This is a genomic window from Stenotrophomonas sp. YJH_SMC_65, from assembly GCF_059369475.1.
The window spans coordinates 44,937-59,767 of record NZ_JCAFSR010000012.1 but is presented as its reverse complement, the minus strand read 5'-3'; the positions used below and the strand labels follow the sequence as shown (position 1 = coordinate 59,767).

14 protein-coding genes are annotated in these 14,831 nt (G+C 66.2%); 3 read left to right on the top strand and 11 right to left on the bottom strand.

Annotated features, from left to right (window positions below; translation table 11 throughout):
- Positions 1 to 123: 123 nt before the first annotated feature.
- Entirely contained in the window at positions 124 to 1,155 is a 1,032-nt protein-coding gene (locus AC5P7A_RS18870) for a LysR family transcriptional regulator (RefSeq protein ID WP_032959145.1), read from the top strand.
- A gap of 398 nt (positions 1,156 to 1,553) precedes the next feature.
- Here AC5P7A_RS18870 and AC5P7A_RS18865 read toward each other — a convergent pair whose 3' ends face one another.
- From AC5P7A_RS18865 to AC5P7A_RS18840, 6 genes are all read right to left on the bottom strand, one after another.
- Entirely contained in the window at positions 1,554 to 2,249 is a 696-nt protein-coding gene (locus AC5P7A_RS18865; protein ID WP_014646784.1) for a YiaD family glycine zipper/OmpA-like lipoprotein, read from the bottom strand.
- 140 nt (positions 2,250 to 2,389) lie between these two features.
- Positions 2,390 to 3,805, bottom strand: a complete 1,416-nt coding sequence (locus tag AC5P7A_RS18860) for a cryptochrome/photolyase family protein (protein WP_495220457.1) — start codon at positions 3,803 to 3,805, stop codon at positions 2,390 to 2,392.
- 89 nt (positions 3,806 to 3,894) lie between these two features.
- Positions 3,895 to 4,509: an inorganic diphosphatase gene (locus AC5P7A_RS18855; RefSeq protein WP_014646782.1), complete on the bottom strand. Its 615-nt coding sequence runs from the start codon at positions 4,507 to 4,509 to the stop codon at positions 3,895 to 3,897.
- Positions 4,510 to 4,519: 10 nt separating this feature from the next.
- Positions 4,520 to 5,887 carry a purple acid phosphatase family protein gene (locus AC5P7A_RS18850; RefSeq protein WP_014646781.1) on the bottom strand — a complete coding sequence of 456 codons (1,368 nt, stop codon included), beginning with the start codon at positions 5,885 to 5,887 and terminating at the stop codon, positions 4,520 to 4,522.
- On the bottom strand, positions 5,884 to 6,999 hold the full coding sequence (locus tag AC5P7A_RS18845) for an NHL repeat-containing protein (RefSeq protein WP_032959149.1): 1,116 nt from the start codon (positions 6,997 to 6,999) through the stop codon (positions 5,884 to 5,886). Before AC5P7A_RS18845 ends, AC5P7A_RS18850 begins: the two co-directional genes overlap by 4 nt.
- The gene (locus AC5P7A_RS18840; protein WP_425604835.1) at positions 6,999 to 9,512 is read right to left on the bottom strand and encodes a TonB-dependent receptor; all 2,514 of its coding nucleotides are present in this window, start codon (positions 9,510 to 9,512) and stop codon (positions 6,999 to 7,001) included. Before AC5P7A_RS18840 ends, AC5P7A_RS18845 begins: the two co-directional genes overlap by 1 nt.
- 217 nt (positions 9,513 to 9,729) lie before the next feature.
- On the opposite strand from AC5P7A_RS18840, the gene upp reads away from it, so the two are divergent.
- On the top strand, positions 9,730 to 10,362 hold the full coding sequence (upp, locus tag AC5P7A_RS18835) for a uracil phosphoribosyltransferase (RefSeq protein WP_005409099.1): 633 nt from the start codon (positions 9,730 to 9,732) through the stop codon (positions 10,360 to 10,362).
- Between the two features lie 114 nt (positions 10,363 to 10,476).
- Here upp and AC5P7A_RS18830 read toward each other — a convergent pair whose 3' ends face one another.
- Both AC5P7A_RS18830 and AC5P7A_RS18825 read right to left on the bottom strand, forming a co-directional pair.
- Positions 10,477 to 10,956, bottom strand: a complete 480-nt coding sequence (locus AC5P7A_RS18830) for an SRPBCC family protein (RefSeq protein ID WP_495220456.1) — start codon at positions 10,954 to 10,956, stop codon at positions 10,477 to 10,479.
- Entirely contained in the window at positions 10,937 to 11,362 is a 426-nt protein-coding gene (locus AC5P7A_RS18825; protein ID WP_229653747.1) for an ArsR/SmtB family transcription factor, read from the bottom strand. Before AC5P7A_RS18825 ends, AC5P7A_RS18830 begins: the two co-directional genes overlap by 20 nt.
- A gap of 57 nt (positions 11,363 to 11,419) precedes the next feature.
- Here AC5P7A_RS18825 and AC5P7A_RS18820 point away from each other — a divergent pair, with 57 nt between their 5' ends.
- Positions 11,420 to 11,713: a PsiF family protein gene (locus tag AC5P7A_RS18820; RefSeq protein ID WP_046430010.1), complete on the top strand. Its 294-nt coding sequence runs from the start codon at positions 11,420 to 11,422 to the stop codon at positions 11,711 to 11,713.
- 85 nt (positions 11,714 to 11,798) lie between these two features.
- Here AC5P7A_RS18820 and AC5P7A_RS18815 read toward each other — a convergent pair whose 3' ends face one another.
- The 3 genes from AC5P7A_RS18815 to AC5P7A_RS18805 form a co-directional block, all read right to left on the bottom strand.
- Complete coding sequence (locus AC5P7A_RS18815; RefSeq protein WP_019338337.1) at positions 11,799 to 12,686, bottom strand: MBL fold metallo-hydrolase; 888 nt, start codon at positions 12,684 to 12,686, stop codon at positions 11,799 to 11,801.
- 120 nt (positions 12,687 to 12,806) lie between these two features.
- On the bottom strand, positions 12,807 to 14,537 hold the full coding sequence (gene ggt, locus AC5P7A_RS18810) for a gamma-glutamyltransferase (RefSeq protein WP_014646774.1): 1,731 nt from the start codon (positions 14,535 to 14,537) through the stop codon (positions 12,807 to 12,809).
- Complete coding sequence (locus AC5P7A_RS18805) at positions 14,534 to 14,815, bottom strand: YfhL family 4Fe-4S dicluster ferredoxin (protein ID WP_004153175.1); 282 nt, start codon at positions 14,813 to 14,815, stop codon at positions 14,534 to 14,536. The genes ggt and AC5P7A_RS18805 overlap by 4 nt, the downstream gene beginning before the upstream one ends.
- Positions 14,816 to 14,831: the final 16 nt, after the last annotated feature.

The window sequence follows — 14,831 nt, the reverse complement described above, 5'->3', positions numbered from 1 at the left end:
TGGCGCCACGATAGACCTCAAACCTTTACTTGATTAGTCCTGATTAAGGGGAATAATCATCCCGCTCCCGGTCCAATCGTTCTGTCACGATTGTCCCATCCCCGACGTCCAGGATCCCCGACCATGTCCCACGATCTCAACGAGACGCTGATCTTCGTCAAGGTGGTCGAGCAAGGCAGTTTCATTGCCGCTGCCAAATCGCTCGGCCTGCCCAAGACCACGGTCAGCCGCAAAGTGCAGGAGCTGGAAACGCGCCTGGGCGCGCGGCTGCTGCACCGGACCACCCGCCGCCTCGGCCTGACCGAAGCCGGCTCGATCTACCACGAGCATTGCCAGCGCATCGCGCGCGAGCTGGAAGAAGCCGAAAGCGCGGTGAGCCAGTTGCAGTCCGGCCCGCGCGGCTGGCTGCGCTTCACCGTGCCCTATTCGATCGGCATCACCTGGATCGCCCCGCTGCTGGGCCAGTTCCATGCGCAGTATCCGGAAATCCGCCTGGACATGCACATGGGCAACGAGAAGCTGGACCTGATTGCCGGCGAAGCGGATCTGGCGCTGCGTGTGGGCGCCCTGCCCGATTCCAACCTGGTCGCGCGCAAGCTGGGCAGCCTGCGCACGCAGGTGTTCGCCAGCCCGGCCTACATCGAGCGCTATGGTGAGCCGCTGCATCCGGAAGAACTGCAGTTCCATCGCATCCTGGCGATGCGCAAGCCGTATCACACTGGCAATTCACCGCGCTTCACCTGGCAGCTGGGCGAGAACGGCGGCGAGCTGCGTGACTTCCCGGTCACCCCGCTGATGACCGCCAACGACATGTCTGCGCTGAACGGTGCACTGGTCTGTGGCGAAGGCCTGCTGCTGACCGGTGATGTGATGGCCAAGCCGTTCGTCGAGTCCGGCATGGTACGGCGTGTGCTGGCCGGCTGGACCGGCCCGGAAGTGGACTTCAACGCCGTGTTCGCCGGTGGCCGCCTGGTCTCGCCGAAGGTGCGGGCGTTCGTCGATTTCCTGGTGGAAAAGCTCAACTTCGACGCCAACTACATGCTGGCGCAGTGCCCGGGTGCGAAGCTGGCACAGCAGCAGAAGGCCCAGGAAGACGCGGCGTTGGAGAGCAGCGGCAAGCGAATCCTGGAGAAGGTCGCCGCCTCGGCGGTGTAACCGGCTTCTGTAGAGTCGAGCCATGCTCGACTGCGGTTGGAACGGCGCCGACCAAGGTCGGCATCTACCAGGAGATGAGTTGCGGCATTTCCTTCCGGCTGCGCCGGGCGTCCGGTAGATGCCGACCTTGGTCGGGGCCGTTCGGAGAAGCCGCGAACGGGAACGCTGTCGGTGTGCCGAGCAAGCTCGGCACCCACAAAAATGCCGCCTGCAAGGGCGGCATTTTCGTTCCGGCTGCGTGGCTTTCGGTAGATGCCGACCTTGGTCGGCGCCGTTCGGAGAAGCCGCAACCGGAAGCGCTATCGGCGTGCCGAGCAAGCTCGGCACCTACAGAAAATGCCGCCTGCAAGGGCGGCATTTTCGTTCCGGCCAGGCCGGAACAGCAACAACGCTACGCGTTATTGCTTGAGCGGAATCACGCGGATTTCAACGCGACGGTTTTTGGCACGGCCGGCATCGGTGCTGTTGTCGGCAATCGGATACGACTTGCCGGCCCCCAGCGTTTCGATGCGCACGCTCTGCACGCCTTGGCCGATCAGGTACTGCGCCACCGAATCGGCGCGTTCCTTCGACAGGCGGTTGTTGACCGCGTCGCTGCCGATGCTGTCGGTGTGGCCCACCACTTCGATCATGGTCTGGTTGTACTCGCGCAGCGTACCGGCCACACCGTTGAGCGAGCCGTAGAACTGCGGCTTCAGGGTGGCCTTGCCGAAGTCGAAGGTGATGCCGTCCGGCAGGTTCAGCATGATGTTGTCGCCCTGGCGCTGCACATCGATGCCGGTGTTGGCAGTGCGCTCGCGCAGCGCGCGTTCCTGGCGATCCTGGTACTGGCCGACGGCGGCACCGCTGAGTGCGCCGATACCAGCTCCGATCAGCGCGTGCTGGCGCCGCTCGGTGGCGCTGTCACCGGTCAGCAGGCCGGCAGCCACACCGATGGCGGTACCGATCAGCGCGTTGCGGCCGGTACGGTTCTGCTGTTCGGTCGGGTTGCCGTACTGGTCGCTCTGCACATAGGAGCCGCCGGTGGCGCAGGCCGACAGGACGGCCGCACTCATCAGGGCCAGTGCGACGTTGCGGGTGGTGTTGCGGATCATGTGGTTCTCCTTGTTTTCCGGTCGGGTCGGCGGCTTACGGGCGCAGAGAGAATAAACAGCCCGATGCGATGTCGGGATGATGATCGGTCGCGGCAACAGGGCCGCGTTCAGCTAACTGACTGGAACGCTCAGCCCGCGCTTTACCCAGCCCCCGTCTGCCGGTAGGCGGCCAGCGCAGCATCGCGGCCGACGGCCAGATCCACCAGCGGCGTACGCGGATAGCCCGGGGCATGCGCCGCCAGCAGCAGCGGATGCTGCCACGGCGCGAAGCGCGCTTTCACCGGCAGCGCCGCCAGTTCGGGCACCCAGCGGCTGATGTAGCGGGCCTGCGGGTCGAACTTCTCGGCCTGGGTGACCGGGTTGAACACCCGGAAGTACGGGGCCGCGTCGGCGCCGGTGCCTGCCACCCACTGCCAGCCCATCGTGTTGTTGGCCAGGTCGGCATCGACCAGGGTGTCCCAGAACCAGCGCGCGCCCTGCAGCCAGTGCGCACGCAGGTGCTTGCACAGGTAGCTGGCAACAATCATCCGTACCCGGTTGTGCATGTAACCGGTGTGCCACAGCTCGCGCAGGCCCGCATCGACGATCGGCACGCCGGTGTTGCCGCGCTGCCAGTCATGCAGTTGCGCTGCAGTGGGCGTGGCCCAAGGGAAGCGGTCGAAACGCGGATTGAGGTTGTCGGTCGGCGTCTTCGGGAAGTGATGCAACAGGTGGTAGGCGAAATCGCGCCAGCCCAGTTGCCGCAGATAGCCGTCGATGTCGGCGTCAGTGCCGGCACTGCGCAATCTCTCCAGCGCATGCGCGATGCGCCACGGTGCGATCTCGCCGAAATGCAGATGCGGCGACAGCCGCGAGGTGCCGACCCGGTCCGGCAGGTCACGCTGCTCGCGGTAACCGCGCAACGCGCCGTCCTCGAACACGGACAACGCCTCCAGCGCGCCGGCCTCGCCCGGCTGCCAGTGCTCCCAGAAGCCGGAATCCCAGTCCAGCGTGGGCGCCAGCCGCAGCTCGTCCAATGCGAGGCCGTCGACCGAGTGCGCGGTCAGTGCCTTCGGCGCGGCACTCAGCGTCGACAGGCGCCAATGACTGAGTACGTTGCGCCAGTACGGAGTGAACACCTTGTACGGCTGACCCTGCTGTGTCGCGATGTCCCAGGGCTCGAACAACAGGCTGCCATTGCAGCTCTGTGCGTCGATGCCCTGCTCGCGCAGCGTGCGTTTGATGGTGGCGTCGCGTGCCTGGGTGGCCGGCTCGTACTTGCGGTTCCAGTACACCGCCTCGGCGCCGGTCTGCCCGATCAGCAACTGCAGGGCCGGCAGGCTGTCACCACTACGCAGCACCAGCGACGAACCGCGCGTGCGCAGGTCGGCGTCCAAGGCACCCAGTGAACGGTGGCGCCACGCATCGGAGGCCGCGCCAGGCACCCACTCGCCTTCCTCGTGCGGCGCGTGGAGATAGACCGGCACCACGTCGTGACCCGCATCCAGCGCGGCCTGCAGGGCCGGATTGTCCTGCAGCCGCAGATCACGGCGGAACCATACCAACGCTACCGACACATGCACCGCCTTCGTTGTGGAAGGCGGACATGATAGCCAGGGGCGGTGAAGGTGATGCGCGCGTCCGGCCACCCACCCACGGCGGGGTTCTAGCGCTTGAACCGCTGCATGGCCTCGCGGATCACTGACCGTGCCTCGGCGGCGTTGCCCCAGCCATTTAGCTGCACCGGGTTTCGCCCGGCCGGCAGGTCCTTGTAGACGCGGAAGAACGCTTCGATCCGCTGCCGTTCGGCCTCCGGCAAGTCCGCCAGGTCGCGGATACTGGCGTAGGTCGGGTCGACCTTGTCGGTCGGCACCCCGATGATCTTCTCGTCGTGCTCGCCGCCATCGATCATCTTCAGGTAACCGATCGGCCGGAAACGCACGATCACGCCCGGATGCAGCGGTTCGCGGGTCAACACCAGTGCATCCAGCGGATCGTTGTCGCCGGCCAGGGTGCGCGGCATCGAGCCGTAGTTGGCCGGATAGGCGACCGGCATCGACTGGAAGCGGTCCACGTGCACCAGGCCGTCTTCCTTGATCTCGTACTTGGTGAAGCTGCCGGCCGGGATCTCCACCGCCAGGTTCACCTCCTGCGGGGCCTGCGCCGGCTGGGCGACCAGGAAGGGATGCAGCACGGTATCGGCGGCGGTTACCGCACTGGCCAGCAACAGCAGGGACGCGCCGATGGCAGCCAATGGAATGATGCGGCGGGGTGTGGTCATCGGCGTCTCCTCATTCCCAGCAGCGGTCGGCGCGACCCTTGGCGGTCTGCGCGCGCGGGCAGTCGCGCGGAGCAATGCGGCCTTCGGTCAGCTCCGTGCGCTGCTTTCCACCCTTGGCATCACGACGCAGTTCGAAGGCATCGTAAAGACGGCCGGTCACGGTGCGTGCTTCATAGCGCAGGTGCTGCGGGTCGATGTTCAGCACCTGGAACAGCTGGGTGTCCTCGGCCACCGGGTCCATCGTCCTGCGCGCTTCGTCGGAAAGGCGGTACTGCTTCGGTCCGGCCACGGTCACCACATACTGCGGCGTCGCGGCCTGCCCTTCGCCACGGCGGCCATAGGTGTGGTCATGGCCCTGCAGCACCAGATCGACGTTGTGGCGGCGTACCACCGGCAGCAGCACGTCACGCAACGCGGCGTTCTCGCGCCCTTCGCGCGGCGAGTAGAACGGCTGGTGCAGCAGCACGATGGTCCACGCCTGCCGATTGCCGGTCAGCACCTTGTCCAGCCACTGTGCCTGCGCCTTGGCGGTGCCGAGGTCGAGTGCCGATGTGCCATCGACCACGGCCACGCGCACGCCCTGCGCATCGAACCAGTAGCTGGTCTGCTGCGCGGCGGTGGCACCATTGCCCGGCAGCGCGAACGTCACCGGCCAGTGGCGGCCCAGCACGCGGCGCTCCTGCGGGGTGTCCTCGAATTCCTCGAAGTACTCGTGGTTGCCGATGGCCGGCGCCACCAGCGTTTCCTGCGCCAGCCAACTGGTCGCAGCGAACCACTCACCCCACTCGCTGTCATCCATGTTGTCGCCTCCGCTGACCAGGTCACCGGCAAACAGACTCATGCGCGCCTGCGGCGCAGCCTTCTGCGCGGCACGCACCACGCGGCTGACATGGCTGACGTTCTTGTTCTGGGTATCGCCGAAGTACAGCAGGGTCAGCGGCTGATCGGCGCTGGCCAGCGTGCGCAGCTGGTTCCAGGCGCTCCAGCTGCCATTGCCCTGCACACGGTAGACGTACTGGGTATCCGGCTGCAGGCCATCGATATCTGCCCGATGGTGGTGCGACAGACCGTTCTCGGTCTGCAGCGCGCGGGTCGTCGCACGCACCTGGCGGATGCCTTCAATGGCCGGCGAATCTGCGGCCAGCGCGATTTCCAGCAGCGGCGCCTGCACGCTGTCGTCGGTACGCCAGGCCACGGCGAACCCATGACTGGAATCAACCGCCGGCGAGGCGACGATGCGGTCCGGCACCGTCGTCGCCGCGTAGTGGCGGCTACCTGCCGGCACCTGGGTATTCGGTTCGGCCGCCGCGAACGACAGCGACGGCAGCGCCAGCAGCAGGCCCAGCGCCAGCGCGCGCATTACGCACTGCCCGCTCATGCGCCACACTCCAGCGGCAACGCCAGCTGCTTGGCGATGCTCTCCCAGTCGAAGGCCACCACGCCCTGGTCGTCATGTACTGCATACAGCGCACCGTGTGGGAAGCGCGCGCTGGGCTGCTGCATCATCCAGATGCCATCGGTGTTGGCCACGGTATTGCCCTGGAACGCGCCGACCGGCTTCAGCGTGTGCCGGTCGAACAGGTGGAACACGCTGCGCTGCTTGCCCTGTTCGGTGGTGATCCACCAGCCGTCCTTGCCGCAGGTGCGCAGGGTCACGCCTTCGGCCTGGGCCTTGAACACGTCGCGGCCAAAGGTGGTGCCAGTGAAGCGGCCCGCCAGGGTGTAGACCTTGAACTCGCTGGCGTAGCGCTCGTCCTCTTCGGCAATCAGCAGCCGGTCGTTCTCGGGGTCGCCCCAGATCGACTCGACCACGCGCAGTGCACCGGCCTCGGTGGTATCGCCGATGCTGGCCACCAGCTTCGCCTCGACCTTCGCGCCGTCGCGGGTCACATGGTACTGGCGCACGCGCTTGTCCAGCTCGGCCAGCGGCGGCAGGATGTCACGCCCCTGCGCATCCTCGCCGTTGTCCCAGGAATCGGTGACGTAGACGCTGTAGCCATCGGCACGGCGGTCGACCCACAGACCGTACGGCTTGCGCAGGTCGTCCGCAGCGAAGGTCGCCAGCGGCGCGAAGTCCGGCAGGCTCAGCACCTGCACGCGGTGATTGTCGCGCTCGACGATCCACAGCAGGTCGTCGGTCACCGCGATGCCGTTTGGGCGGTCGAACTGCCCCGGTGCGGTGCCGCTGCTGCCGACGTCACGCAGGTGCTGGCCGGTGCTGCCGTCGTAGACCACCAGCTTGTCGGTGGCCTTGGCGGTGGCGATCAGCCACAGCGCGCCGTCCGGCGCGCGCCAGGCCGCCGGCGAGTCGATGTTGTCGGCCGGGGTCATCGGTGACAGGAACGCTTCGGCGATGGTGCTCACCACGCGCTCGCCATTGGCGGCCGGCGCGGCCGCTCCCGCAACCGGATCGTTGCCGGTGGCCGGCGTGCAGCCGGCGACCAGCGTAGCCGCCAGCGCGGCGGCCAGGACAGTGACGCCACGCCCCATCACAGCGCCACCTTCAGGCCCAGCGCATAGGTGCGGCCGTACTCTTCCATCTGCAGGGTGCGCGAGCGGGTGCCCTGGTAAAGCTCCAGCGGCTTGTCCAGCAGGTTCTGCGCTTCGAAGTACATGCTCACGCGCGGGGTGAACTTGTAGTCCAGCGAGAAATCGAGCTGGGTGTTGGGTGCCACGTAGATGTCGAATGCACGCCCCTTGCCGATGCTGTCCAGATACTCGCTGCGGTACACGGCCGCCAGACGCGTGCTTACACCGTACTTTTCATAGCCGATGTGTGCGCTGTAGACATGCTTGGAAGCGCGCGGCAGGGTGAAGTCCTCGCCCTCACGTCCCTTGATGCCGGCATCGAACGTGGTGTCCAGCCAGGTGCCACTGGCACCGATCAGCAGGCCATCCAGGCCCTCCGGCAGGAAGGCCAGCTGCTGCTGCCAGTTGAATTCCGCGCCACGCACGGTGGCCTTGCGACCATTGATCGGCTGGGTCACGTCGAATCCGCCGTAGGCCGGATCATTGGTCCGCACGGTCTCCACGATGTAGCCATCGATCGACTTGTGGAACAGGCCCAGCGAAACGATGCCGCTGCTGCCGATGTACTTCTCCACCGACAGGTCGATGTTCTTCGACTCGTACGGATCCAGTTCCGGGTTGCCCAGGCGCACTTCCTCGTCACCGCGGCTGTAACCCACGCGCGGCGAGACGTCGCCGAAGGACGGGCGCGATACGGTCTTGTTGGCCGAGGCGCGCAGCACCCAGTCATCGGCCGCGTCATAGCGCAGATGCAGGCCCGGCAGCACGTTGGTGTAGCTGCTGTTGGCCACGCGCGGGGTGACGGTGAAGCTGCGGCCGTTGGCGGCCACGTCCACCTGGTTGCCGACTGCCTTGAAGCGGGTGTTCTCCACGCGCACGCCGCCGATGATGCGCAGCGCGCCCACATCCCAGGTACCCATGGCATAGCTGGCGAAGATGTCCTCGCTGGCCACGTAATCCTCTTCCAGCGACGTCATCGCATTGCCGCCGACATCCTGCGGGCGGGCGCTGTACTGGCCACCATTGGCGGCCCAGAACGCGCGCATCGCAGCCGAGTCCATGCCATCCCCCATGTTGCCGTGGCGATGCTCCGGCGAAGAGGTGGTCCAGCTCGACAGCACCACCTTCGGGCCGACGCGCAGTTCGCGCTCATCGACATTCACGTCGCGGTCGCGCCAGCGGCCGAGCAGGCCGAACTTGATGCTGCTGCTGTCGCCGTCGAAGCGCACGTTGACCTGCGCGCTGTGTTCCTTGTCGTTCACCTGCTTGGGCGAAAGCACGACGCGGTCGAACGCGTAGTTGCCGTTGTCCAGCCACTGCGGATTGTCGAAGCTGTAGCTGGGCAGGCGGCTGCTCTGGTCCAGGGTGCCATTGAAGGCCTTGCCGTTGAGCTTGAAGCGCGCCTCCATCTCGTCGTTCACGCGCTCTTCGGTACGGGTGTAGCCGATCCGGTAATCGACCACGGCGTTGGTCAGCTTGTTCTCGCCACCAAGACTGGCCGCAAAGGTGTTCTCCTTCTTGGTGCGGTAGCGCATGCGCTTGTCGATCGAGTCCTTCGGCATGCCATCGAGCCGGTACTGGTCGGTGCCGGTCTTGACCATCTTCGCGTCGTCGAAGTTGAAGATCACGCGCTGGCGGGTCTCCGCATCGTCGAACTGGCTGTACAGCGTGCGCAGGTAGTACGTGCTGTCTTCGTTGGGGCGCCAGTCGAGGTTGAGGTTGGCACCGATGCGCTTGCGCTCGATCTCGTACTTGCGGTGCTGCAGGTTGATCGCGGTCACGTCACCGGGGGCGGCATCGTCCTCGCCGTCGTACTCCACTTCGGTGTTGTCCGACTCGAACCGGCGCTTCTGGTAATTCACGCCCAGCGCCACGCCGAACGTGTCGTTGAACACTTCGCTGTAGTTGAAGGCGGCCTTGGGGCTGGTCTCGCCGGACAGCTGCTGGTGGCTGCCCTCGATCTTGCCGCGCAGGCTGCGGCCGTCGCGGTCGAAGGCCGACGCCGATTCCACCAGCACGGCGCCGCCGATGGCATCACCGGGCATGTCCGGGGTCGGCGACTTGACCACGCGCAGGCGCTCGGTGGAGTCCGATGGGATCACGTCCAGCGGCGCGGCGCGGCTGGAATCTTCCGGCGTACCGATGGCGATGCCATCCACGCTGACGCTGTTGAGATTGGCATCCAGGCCGCGAATGACCACGAAGCGGCCTTCGCCCTGGTCGCGGGTCACGCTGACGCCCGGCAGGCGCTGCAGTGATTCGGCCACGTTCTTGTCCGGATACTGGCCCAGGGCATCGGAGGACACCGCGTCCTCGATGGCGTCGCTGCTGCGCTTGAGGTCGACCGCGCGGATCTGCGATTCGAGCTGGGCGCGCACTTCGATACGGTCCAGGTCTACCGCGTCGGCCGCCACGGCGCCGGTAGCGGCTACCGCCTGTTGCCCGGCAGCCTGCAGCGGTGCCGCGGCCCCCATCGCCAGGGTCAGGGTGATGGCAACGGCCAACGGAGTCTTGATATGCACTGGGAATCCCCATTCCTGTTAAGAATGGGTCTGCACGGTATGTCCGCAAGGTTGCATGGCAGTGACATGAGGCTGCACATTTCATGTACATCAGATCCAGGCCCGGTTTGGGGTTCGACACGCCAATCCGGCAAAATGGCCTCCTCTCTCCTTTTCCCCCTTCCCGACCATGAAGATCGTCGAAGTGCGCCACCCGCTGGTGCAGCACAAGATCGGCCTGATGCGCAACGCTGCGCTCAGCACCAAGGATTTCCGCGAACTGGCCAACGAGCTGGGTACGCTGCTGGCCTACGAGGCCACCGCCGACCTGGACACCGAGCCGCACACCCTGCCCGGCTGGGCCGGCCCGGTGACGGTGCAGCGTATTGCCGGCGCCAAGATCACCGTGGTGCCGATCCTGCGTGCCGGCCTGGGCATGCTCAGCGGCGTGCTGTCGCTGATACCGGCGGCCCGTGTCAGCGTGGTCGGCCTGCAGCGCGACGAGGAAACCCTGCAGCCGGTGCCCTACTTCGAGCGCCTGACCGGCCGCCTGGAAGAGCGCGACGCGCTGATCCTGGACCCGATGCTGGCCACCGGCGGCACCCTGATCGCCACCATCGACATGCTCAAGCGTGCCGGTGCCCGCCGCATCAAGGGCATCTTCCTGGTGGCCGCGCCGGAAGGCATCGAAGCGGTCAAGGCCGTGCACCCGGACGTGGAGATCTACACCGCAGCCATCGATGCCCAGCTCAACGACAAGGGCTACATCCTGCCGGGCCTGGGCGACGCCGGCGACCGCATCTTCGGTACCCGCGTCGGTTGATCCGGTGAACCGGGGTCAGAGCCCTTTCACAGCGAAAGGGATCCGACCCCAACATCGCGGGGGTCGGACCCCTTTCGCAGAAAGGGCCCTGACCCCACCACCCCGCATTCCGGCCTACAGCCCGGCGGCGAAGGCTTCCAGCTGGTCGATGGCGGTGTTCCAGCCGTTGAAGAAGCCCAGCTGCTCATGCTGGTCACGCAGGGCCTTGTCCGGGTGCATCACCCGCGCGGTGTAGCGGCAGCCCTGCCCCTCGTCCTCCATCGTGATCACGGCGGTAAAGCCCAGCCAGGGTGACTGCGGTCGCCAGCCCGCACCCAGCATCGAGGTGAACACCAGGCGCTGCTGCGGCACGATCTCCAGGAAACTGCCCGGATTGTCACTGCTGCCGCCATCGGGGCCCTGCATGAAGGTGTGGAAGGCCCCGCCGGGGCGCAGGTCGAATGCGCGTACCTCGGTGGTCCACGGCTTCGGGCACCACCACTGGCGCAGCAGTTCCGGGTCGGTCCACGCCCGCCACAAGGCGGCGCGCGGTGCGTTCAGCACACGGCTGATCACCAGATCGGTGTCGGGGTTGTTACCTGCGTCTACGGCCATGGGCCTGCTCCTGTCGGTGAAGGGTTTCGACGAAATCGACCATGCGGTCGGAACGCGCTTCCCAAGCCGCACGCTGTTCTGCGAGCCATTGTTCGGCCTGGCCCAGCCGCGCCGGCACCAGTTCGCAGGTGCGTGTGCGCCCCTGCTTGTGGCTGCGCACCACGCCGCTGCGCTCCAGCACGGCCAGGTGTTTCATCAGCGAGGGCAAGGCCATCTCGAAGGGTTCGGCCAGCATCGACACCGTGCGCGGTCCCTGCCCAAGCGCCGCTACGATCGCGCAACGGGTCGGGTCGGCCAGTGCCTGGAAGACGTCTTCAATGGCAGGATAATACTTACCCATATAGCTAAGTAATACGCCGGTCTGAACGTTGCCGCAAGCAGGCGCGGCACTGGCGTGATTCTTCACGTGGCCTTGCCGGCCTGAAGCGAATGCTCCGCGCACCCGCCACCCTTGGAGCTCCCGATGAAAGCCTCTTTCCTGCTGGCCGCCGTCCTGCTGGTCGGCCTGCCCCTGGCTGCCAACGCCACCACCCCGCAGCAGCAGCGCATGGCCGAATGCTCGGCCAAGAACAAGGGCTTGAAGGGTGATGCCTACAAGACCGCGCAGAGCTCCTGCCTCAGCGGCCACGCTGCCGAGACCAAGGCGGTCAATCCGCAGCAGGAACGGATGCGCAAGTGCAACGCTGACGCGGGCGCGAAGAAGCTGGCCGGTGATGCGCGCAAGACCTTCATGAGCAGCTGCCTGAAGTCGTCATAATCGTCGCGTCCGGATCGAACGCCATCCACGCATGGCGTGGATCTACCACCGTCAGTGAAAGGCCGGGCATTGCCCGGCCTTTTCATTACCCCAGGGCGCGCGCCTTCAGCTCGCCCTGTTCGTGCAGGGTCACGAAACGTCCCTTGTCATCACGGCCCAGCTGCGCCAGCGCCACCTGCGGGTCGTGGGTGAAGAACAGCCGCACGTTGCGCGCCAGCTTGTCTTCAAGGAACTGCCGCTTCTCGTCGATCAGCAGCTCGGCGTTGCGGTCGTAGCCCATGGTGATCGGCACGTGTACCCATGAGCGCCCCGGGATCAGGTCGGCACAGAACACCACGCCACCATGCGCACTTTCGCCGGCATGCGCGTGACCGACGATCTCGGCCAGCATCAGTCCCGGCGTATGCCCGTCGCTGTAGCTGAAGCGCACGCTGCGGCCAAGTGCCTTCGAGTACTCCCCGTCCACCACTTCCAGCCGGCCACTGGCCTGCAGCAGGCCCGGCAGTTCCGGAATGAAGCTGGCACGGTCGCGCGGATGCGGCTGCACGGCGCGCTGCCAATGCTGCGCACCGACCACGTAGGTCGCGTTGGGGAACAGCAACTCGGGTTCACGCCCTTCGCTCCATGCCGCCAGCAAGCCGCCAGCATGATCGAAATGCAGGTGGCTGAGCACCACCACATCGATATCCTCGTGCTCGAAGCCGGCTTCGCGCAACGAATCGATCAGTACGTGCTGGCTTTCCTGCACGCCGTAGCGCTCGCGCATGCGCGGATCGAAGAACGCCCCGATACCGGTTTCAAACAGCACGGTCTTGCCTTCCAGCGGACTGGCAAGCAGTGCGCGGCAGGCCAGCTCGATGCGATTGAGCTCGTCCGGTGCCGCCCATTTTTCCCACAACGCACGCGGTGCGTTGCCGAACATCGCGCCGCCATCGAGGCGCTGCGAGTTTCCACGAATAGACCAGAGTTTCATGCGTCGATTATCGGCGCCGGCCCGTTAAATAATCGCTAGAAAGGAAACAGAAAACCCCGCCGGCAAAGGCGGCGTTTCGGTAATCTGCCGGATTGCCGGCCAGCAGCCGGCGCTACCGGATCAGCGTGCCGGCACGACCTGGGCGCTGCCCACCGGGTTGCGGGGGTCGCTGCCGCCGAACAGCTTGTTCGCCTTGCGGTCCCATTCCACGGTCTGCAGGTTGCCCCACACGTGACTGGAACCGCGGCCGCCTGCGGCGACGTCACCCGGCAGGTCGATCTTGTGGCCCATCGCCTGCAACTGCTTCACCGTCGCCGCGTCGAACGCATCGTCCTCGGCTTCGATCAGGTCCGGCAGCCACTGGTGGTGGTAGCGCGGCAGCGCGGCCACCTGCTGTGCATCCAGGCCGTCGTCGTAGCCGAGGATGCCCAGCAGCACCATGGTGATGATGCGGCTGCCACCCGGGGTGCCCAGCACCACGACCTTGTCGGCGTTCTCCATGAAGGTCGGCGTCATCGAGCTGAGCATGCGCTTGCCGGCCTTCGGCGCATTGGCCTCATAGCCCATCACGCCGAACGCATTGGGCGTGCCCGGCTTCAGCGCGAAGTCGTCCATCTCGTTGTTCAGCAGCACGCCGGTGCCCTTGGGAATCAGCCCCGAGCCGTACAGCAGGTTGACGGTCTGGGTGGCGCCGACGCGGTTGCCATCGCGGTCGATGATCGAGAAGTGCGTGGTCTCGTCATCTTCCAGCGGCGTCGGATTGCCCGACAGCAGGTCGCTGGGCGTGGCCTTCTCCGGATGGATGGTCGCCCGCAGGCCCTGCGCATAATCCTTGCTGGTCAGCACTTTCTGCGGGATCTGCACGAAGTCCGGATCGCCGAGGAAGAAGGTGCGGTCGCGGTAGGCGCGGCGCATCGACTCCACCACCAGGTGGGTGCGGTGGGCCGGGTCCATCTTCCTGATGTCCCAGCCTTCCAGGATCTGCAGCATGCTGGCCAGCGCGATGCCACCGGACGACGGCGGCGGCGCGGTGGTGATCTTCCAGCCGTTGTAGTTGAACACGATCGGCTCGCGCTGCTTGACGCGGTAACCGGCCAGTTCTTCAGCGGTCCACTTGCCGCCAGCCTGCTTCACGCCCGCCAGCAACAGCTTTCCGGTCTGGCCCTTGTAGAAGCCATCAAAGCCACCCGCGGCCAGGCGCTCCAGCGTCTGCGCCAGTTCCGGCTGCTTGAACAGGTCACCGCTGGCGATCGGCTTGCCATTGCGCAGGTAGACCTCGCGCGTGCCGGGATAGCGCTCCATCACTTCACGCCGCGACGCGTAGCCCTTGGCCATGCGGTCGTACACCGGGAAACCTTCGCGCGCGATGCGGATCGCCGGCTGCAGCGAGGCCGACAACGGCAGCTTGCCATGCTTGGCCGACAGCTCGACCAGCGCTGCGGGCAGGCCGGGAATACCCGCCGACCAGGCACCGTTGACCGAACGATCACGGTCCAGGTTGCCCTGCTTGTCGAGGAAGGCCTGCGGGGTCGCCGCAGCCGGGGCGGTCTCGCGCGCATCCAGCATCACATCCTTGCCGGTGGCCGCGTCGTGCAGCAGGAAGAAGCCGCCGCCGCCCAACCCGGAACTGATCGGCTCGACCACCGCCAGCGTGGACGACACCGCCACTGCAGCGTCGAAGGCGTTGCCGCCCTGCGCCAGGATGTCGATGCCGGCCTGGGTGGCCAGTGCGTGGCCGCTGGCAATGGCCGCGCCATCAGGGCGATCGGCACGGGCCGGGCTGTCAGCCCAGGCCATGGGGCTCAGCAGCAGGCCGAGCAGCAACAGGGGGCGGACGATCAGCGTCTTCATTCGGATGGGGGCTCCGCGTAGAGTTCGGGGTGATCGTGCTGCAGCTGGCGCAGCTTGGCCAGCAGCTGGTCTTCCGTTTCCACGATCTCCGGGTCCGGGTCGATGCACTCGACCGGGCAGACGACCACGCACTGTGGCTCGTCGAAATGACCCACGCATTCGGTGCAGCGCGCAGGGTCGATCACGTAGATGGTTTCACCCATCGCAATGGCCTGGTTGGGGCAGGCCGGCTCGCATACGTCGCAGTTGACGCAGAGCTCGTTGATTTTCAGCGACACGGCGATACTCCTCGCC

What these genes read in the sequence shown, in the direction of transcription:
- AC5P7A_RS18870 (WP_032959145.1), top strand. Translation starts at nt 124, where the DNA reads ATGTCCCACGATCTCAACGAGACGCTGATCTTCGTCAAGGTGGTCGAG.
- AC5P7A_RS18865 (WP_014646784.1), bottom strand. Translation starts at nt 2,249, where the DNA reads ATGATCCGCAACACCACCCGCAACGTCGCACTGGCCCTGATGAGTGCG.
- AC5P7A_RS18855 (WP_014646782.1), bottom strand. Translation starts at nt 4,509, where the DNA reads ATGACCACACCCCGCCGCATCATTCCATTGGCTGCCATCGGCGCGTCC.
- AC5P7A_RS18850 (WP_014646781.1), bottom strand. Translation starts at nt 5,887, where the DNA reads ATGAGCGGGCAGTGCGTAATGCGCGCGCTGGCGCTGGGCCTGCTGCTG.
- AC5P7A_RS18845 (WP_032959149.1), bottom strand. Translation starts at nt 6,999, where the DNA reads ATGGGGCGTGGCGTCACTGTCCTGGCCGCCGCGCTGGCGGCTACGCTG.
- AC5P7A_RS18840 (WP_425604835.1), bottom strand. Translation starts at nt 9,512, where the DNA reads ATGGGGGCCGCGGCACCGCTGCAGGCTGCCGGGCAACAGGCGGTAGCC.
- upp (WP_005409099.1), top strand. Translation starts at nt 9,730, where the DNA reads ATGAAGATCGTCGAAGTGCGCCACCCGCTGGTGCAGCACAAGATCGGC.
- AC5P7A_RS18830 (WP_495220456.1), bottom strand. Translation starts at nt 10,956, where the DNA reads ATGGCCGTAGACGCAGGTAACAACCCCGACACCGATCTGGTGATCAGC.
- AC5P7A_RS18820 (WP_046430010.1), top strand. Translation starts at nt 11,420, where the DNA reads ATGAAAGCCTCTTTCCTGCTGGCCGCCGTCCTGCTGGTCGGCCTGCCC.
- AC5P7A_RS18815 (WP_019338337.1), bottom strand. Translation starts at nt 12,686, where the DNA reads ATGAAACTCTGGTCTATTCGTGGAAACTCGCAGCGCCTCGATGGCGGC.
- ggt (WP_014646774.1), bottom strand. Translation starts at nt 14,537, where the DNA reads ATGAAGACGCTGATCGTCCGCCCCCTGTTGCTGCTCGGCCTGCTGCTG.